The 380-nt window shown below is 56.1% G+C and carries 1 protein-coding gene; it reads right to left on the reverse strand.

The features are described 5' to 3' along the window. On the reverse strand, positions 1-380 hold a 380-nt coding region (locus CP367_RS10605), incomplete at both ends, for a DHH family phosphoesterase (protein ID WP_233187513.1).

Raw genomic sequence — 380 nt, forward strand, 5'->3', positions numbered from 1 at the left:
TGCGATGCCACGCTCATCAAACCAGCCCTGATCGCGCAAAAAGGTGCGCAGCGCCAGCATCAGATAAAACGCCACACCCACGCCTGCCAGTGATTTCGACGGGAAATTACAGTCGCGCAAGTTAGGGTTAATGATCGCTTCCGCCGCGGGTAATGTTTCGCCTGGCAAATGGTGATCGGTAACAATAACCGGAATGCCCAACGAGCGAGCGTGTTCAACCCCCGCATGGGAGGAAATACCGTTAGCCACCGTGACAATTAACTGCGCGCCACGGGCATGGGCCTGATCGACCACTTCCGGGCTTAAGCCGTAACCGTCTTCGAAACGGTTTGGTACCAGGTAGTCGATATTGCTGCAACCAAGCGAGCGCATCGCCAGCA

This window comes from Lactobacillus sp. UMNPBX16 (genome assembly GCF_002553775.1).
Classification (GTDB): Bacteria; Bacillota; Bacilli; order Lactobacillales; family Lactobacillaceae; genus Lactobacillus; species Lactobacillus crispatus.